Genomic DNA, 5435 nt, shown 5'->3' with positions numbered 1-5435 from the left:
AGCTGCATAGCAAATCTGAATTACCAAGAAAGAAGACTAAGAAAAACCCGTTAACAAAAGAGGATAAGGAGAAGAATCAAGAGCTTGCCAGTGAAAGAGTGGTTAATGAAAATGTTATCGGTATGCTCAAACGATTTAAAATCATATCTGACAAATATAGAAACAGACGAAAAGGTTTGGCCTCAGATTCAATTTGATTGCAGCTATTTATAACATGGAGCTAGTATAAATGAGTTTCGAAAGAGGTCTATTAAATCAGTGGACAACTCATCCTGAATATTTTATACTTAATCCTAACCATTTCTTATTGGGACTAAACACCTAAATATTCTACTACTTTTTCTCTTAAATCATTGCTATAGCTTTTTGTCATTTTTCCCTTCATTATAACGAAAAATTATATCTAATTCAATCTAAATTACTATAGCAGGATGCGCCGTATTTGAAGAAACTCTTGCAAAAAGATGGGTGGTTGAGAGAACGTTTGTTTGGCTGAACAACTGCAAGAGATTATCAAAAGACTATGAAATTTGCTGTAGCAACTGCGAAGCATGATAATGATCGCCCACTCTATGCTGTTACTAAAGAGATTCGATGGGATGATTAAACTGTGAATACAGGCTCTTAAGTAAGGACCGCGAATCTACGGCGACGATGCAGTTGGCGTGAAGAAGTAGAGTTGCAAAAGAGGTCTATCGCCACAACGACCGCGTCCTCTCTATTATAAAGGCCTTCTTGCGCAAAGCGCCAAGCGCAGCACTTTCGGAGGCATCATGGCAAGCTTAGCGATTTTTAAACTATCAGCACTCTGAGCAATGCCGGGTTCTAGCCTATGCATATGCCTCATCCCCACGTCGTGCTCATCTTGTTCGGTCTGCTCAACTCCCATACCCACCGCCTCGTCCTCCATTATACCACTAAAACGATAAAACGACAACTCCTTCAATGAGTCTACCTCACTAATCTCAAGATAATGAGTTGCAAACAAACATAGGCAGTTAATGTTATTATGGATATACTCAAGGATAGCAGAGGCCAGTGCAAAACCCTCCTTCCAATTTGTGCCGCGCCCTATTTCATCTATCACAATAAAAGAGCGCGCAGTTGCATTATTCAAAATCTCAGCAGTTTCTCGCATCTCTAACATAAAAGTAGAATAGCCAAGCATTGCATCGTCGCCTCCACCTATCCTACTAAATATTTGGTCACACAAACCAACGCGCGCACTGCTAGCTGGTACAAAACTACCTATATGAGCCAAGATCACAATCAATGCGCTCTGCCGCAATAAAGTGCTTTTGCCTGACATATTGCTGCCAGTTATAACCCACAACTTATCACCATCCGTCAACTTATAATCATTTTTATAAAATTGCTTACCAGCTCGCGATAATCTGTGTTCTATTATAGGATGAAAGGCATCTTTGAGCTCAAGCACACTCTGCTCAAACATCACTGGCATGCTATATCCACGCTCCGCCGCGCTTATGCCAAACGCCATTAACACATCCAGCTGCGCCAAGCTACGCGCCGCCATTTCCAGACCGTCCGCCCTATCTTTAATATACATAAACAACTCCTCGCATAGCGCTTTTTCTAATTGAAAAGTTGCATTCTTGCAATAAATAGCTTCCACACTTAGCTCCATGAGCGCCGCGGTAGTATACTCCACTTCATTTTTGATATTTCTAACATGTTTAAACAGTGCGCCTGTCATCTTCTCGGCATCTTTGGCTTTAATATAAACTAAAAACCCATGAGCGATATTGAATCGAATTTCTAAAGAGCTAACGCCAGTAAGTTTTTGATATTGCGTACATAAATCATCTACGCGCTGACGCAGTTTATAAAAGTCATTCATTAAGCATTCTAGCTTAGGATGATAACTAACATTAATCACCGAAGATCTATATTCAGAATGCGCATCATCTATCAAAGCGCGCGTCAACAAATCGTGTAGTTCTAAGTCTAACTCTAGGCCATTCAATAACTCTAAAATCACTGAGTTGCAGTCAATTTTACACCCAAATTGATCTGGAGGTTGCTGCATTACTTGGCAATTTTGTTTACTTAATAATTGATGAAAAAAATTTTTTATTTTTAGAGCCGCCTCTAAACTCTTCCTTATCACAAACAAGTCCTGCGTTTTAAAGCAGCCTTGCGATAGGCGCTGCAGAATTCTCATCACATCACCAACCCCACTCAACACATCCTGCATCTGCTGCAAATATTTATGATGCACATAGCAAAACCAAACCCCCTCCTGTCTTCTCTCTATTAACTTTATGTTATTTAATGGGCGCATCAACCACTCTTTCAGCAGGCGCGACCCACCTTTTGTGCGCGTGTTATTGAGGAAATGAAATAGAGTGCCGGTGCGCGAACCCTTCGAATTCTTAAACAATTCTAAATGGCTAATGGTGGATGAATTTAACTTCACAAAATCTCGCGTCATCTCGCGAGGTTGGCTTAACTTCCAATTTAACTGCACTAAGCGTAGGTAGTATTTAAGCAAAGCAAAAGCATTATTACCAAACGCACATGTTTTACTCTCTACCATACTAATTCTAAAATGCTCTCCATAGGCCTTATGTATTTGTTGATGGATGAGCGTGGCATCGTTAAAACACACCACCTCCTTTAAATCAAGGCGTGCTAGTTCATCGTATAAGCGATGAAGCTCGAGAGTTAATGAGAAAGTCTCGCCTAAGCCTAGGTCTACATAAACGAGCTCTACTTGGCAAGATTGCCTTGGAAACTCCGATACTGATGATGAATGCTCCGCCTCGTGTGATGCGAGATCTTCTCCTAACTCATGTAATTCCGAGGCTTTGCTTCCGCATTCCTCTTCTCGCTCCTCATGAGCGAGTTTCGAAAGAGGTCCATAAGGCTTCTTTTCAAACTCTACTCCCGACATTAACTGCTGCGTCACTACCGATTCGCAACCCTCGCATGCCTCAGCATGCTCGAAGTCCTGCGCTTCGTATGTTCCCACATTTCCTTCTGATTGCGCGAACCTAGAGAGATGTATATTTTTCGTAAAACACACGGCACCTAAAAAATTAAATTCTCCGCTATCGATAATCTCTTCTTCAGAAATTGTACCAGGCGTGAACAGCCTTTCTACTTTGCGTACTATAAGATTCTGTCCATTCTTCTGGTTAATCTCGTTGCACAATGCAACCAAAAAACCTTTCTGTACTAGCTGTCTTACATATTCATATAACGCCTTCTTAGGAAAGCCGCACATTGATATCTGATCTGGGCTAGACTTACGCTTAGTAAGATGCAAGTCTATCGCCTTGTTAGCTTTTATTGCATCCTCGAAGAGCAATTCATAAAAATCGCCAATTCGAAAAAGTAATAGATGATCTTGATGGTGATATTTGATATCTAAGTATTGTTTGATTATTCTTGATCTTGTTTGGTAAGAATATTTGTCATACCAACTATTCACATCTTGCATAATGGTAAATTCCTAGATAAGAAACGAATTAAAATTAATGTTAATGAAATAAATAATTAATATATTTTCGACAAAAATAAACCAAAATTTACAACTACGCAATAGCATATGCAATTTTTAATTGCAGAAATTTAATATCTCGTATTTCATACTACCCTCCATTACGGAGATTAGTGAATACATATTCCTTAGGTTACGCAAGCAGTCTATTGATTCTGCGTGCATTGAGATTTAATCTGACATATGGCAGGCGCGTAAGGAGATTAGCTTGCTTGCTAGGGCGCTATAACTTTTCGCCCCCTCCTTCGCTAATCCTTTTCTTTTATCAATATGCCAGATCTAATCTCAATTAATACATGTTATGTTAGCGTACCACGTATTAGCGAGGGGCGTCTAATATGCCAAGGTAAGGGATTTACTCCTTATCTGGGGCGGGACGGGCAACTTCTGTTTGTTTTTGCATGAAATGTATAGCACTCCCTAGTATTTTTTGTGACGAGACTCCTTCTGACGTGCTTTGCAACTCCTCTAGTTTTTGTACTTTGCTTTCTATATCACTTAACACCTCTGGCGAAGGTTTGTGCTTGAAACTCTTGATCTGTTCCAGAACTTCTCGGGCCTCTTGAGCTCTTTCTAATTTTAGTAGCGCATTACATTTGCCAATATACATGTGAATATCTGGAGTGCCTTTGATACGTCCTGTAGACATATTACCATATTCCATAGCCATATAATACTCAAGTTCTATAGCGCTATTAAAATGCCGAAGCGCTCTCTCGTTTTTCCCTAATTGCAAAAGCGCATCTCCCATACCGATATGAGCGCGAAAATCTATTGGACTCAAATGCACAACAACATTTTCAAGACATTTTAACGCTTCTTCAGCGTATCCTAATTGTAAAAACACATTACCTATGGCAACATTAGCCGCCACATTTCTTGGCTCAGTTTCTAGAGCTAGATCAAAATACGCAAAGGCTCCGTGCTTTTCTCCAAGTTTCAAGAGCGCATTGCCTATTGCAATCCTAGTGTTAACATTTGGAGGACTTTTAACGGGCTGCTCGATGTTAACATCTGGAGGACTTTTAACGGGCTGCTCGAAATTAAAAGGTGTATTCATATTCCGCTTTAGTATTAAAAATACAGCTTCTTTGATAGCGCGCATTTCGAGCTCTTCACTATCATTTAACTGCTGTTTGAGAGAATCTGACAAATATTTCAATGTTTCTTCAGGCTCATCTAGTCTTTGCGACGCCTCCTCAACGTTATGCTGACTATAATAGTCTTGCATATGCTCTGCATCAGAAGAGTGATGCGCTTCTTGTCGTTGTTCTAATTTGGCGCGCGCATGACTCGTGTCAGGCGTTACTTTGTTAGCGTATTTATAGCGTTGCAAAACACCTTCAAGTTTTTGAATGGCTACGGTGCATCGAGCTCTCTTAAGAGCAGACATGTTATTTTTTATGCGACTTGGCGTCTGATTATTTGTTATATTTTGCATTGCTTTGATAACCTCTGAATAACTTTTTGTAATAAACCAATCTTCTTAATCGAAGCTTTTAGTAGACCTAGTGATAGCCCACATACTTGATTATATAGATATTAGTGGTATACGCATAGTAGTTATGACGAATGGGCTTTAATTTGTTCACTAGATATGAACCTAACAGTTTAGAAAGTTATGAAACACGCTAATTTGATTTAATTAAATTCTCCGCTATCGATAATCTCCTCTTCAGAAATTGCGCCAGGAGTGAACACCCTTTCCACCTTGCGTACTATAAGATTCTGCTCATTCTTCTGATTGGTCTCGTTGCACAAAGCAACCAAAAAACCCTTCTGTACTATCTGTCTTACATATTCATATAACGCCTTCTTAGGAAAGCCGCACATTGATATCTGGTCTGGGCTAGACTTACGCTTAGTAAGCTGCAAGTCTATCGCCTTGTTAGCTTTTATTGCATCCTCG

At 39.9% G+C, this 5435-nt stretch carries 3 protein-coding genes and 1 pseudogene; 1 reads left to right on the top strand and 3 read right to left on the bottom strand.

The genetic code is table 11. The features are described 5' to 3' along the window. Window positions 1-229, top strand: a pseudogene (locus Sarmat_RS05825) (transposase family protein); the annotation flags it as partial. A gap of 492 nt (window positions 230-721) precedes the next feature. Here Sarmat_RS05825 and mutS read toward each other — a convergent pair. The 3 genes from mutS to Sarmat_RS05805 all read right to left on the bottom strand — a co-directional run. Next, complete coding sequence (gene mutS / locus Sarmat_RS05815; protein ID WP_202149845.1) at window positions 722-3466, bottom strand: DNA mismatch repair protein MutS; 2745 nt, start codon at window positions 3464-3466, stop codon at window positions 722-724. A 415-nt stretch (window positions 3467-3881) separates the two neighbouring features. After that, complete coding sequence (locus Sarmat_RS05810; RefSeq protein ID WP_202149844.1) at window positions 3882-4967, bottom strand: tetratricopeptide repeat protein; 1086 nt, start codon at window positions 4965-4967, stop codon at window positions 3882-3884. Window positions 4968-5167: 200 nt separating this feature from the next. Continuing rightward, the coding region (locus Sarmat_RS05805; protein WP_458692953.1) for a MutS N-terminal domain-containing protein at window positions 5168-5435 on the bottom strand (268 nt) is incomplete at its 5' end.

It is taken from the genome of Candidatus Sarmatiella mevalonica, assembly GCF_016751895.1.
Lineage (GTDB): Bacteria > Pseudomonadota > Alphaproteobacteria > Rickettsiales > Rickettsiaceae > Sarmatiella > Sarmatiella mevalonica.
This window is presented reverse-complemented; position numbering and strand designations above follow the sequence as displayed.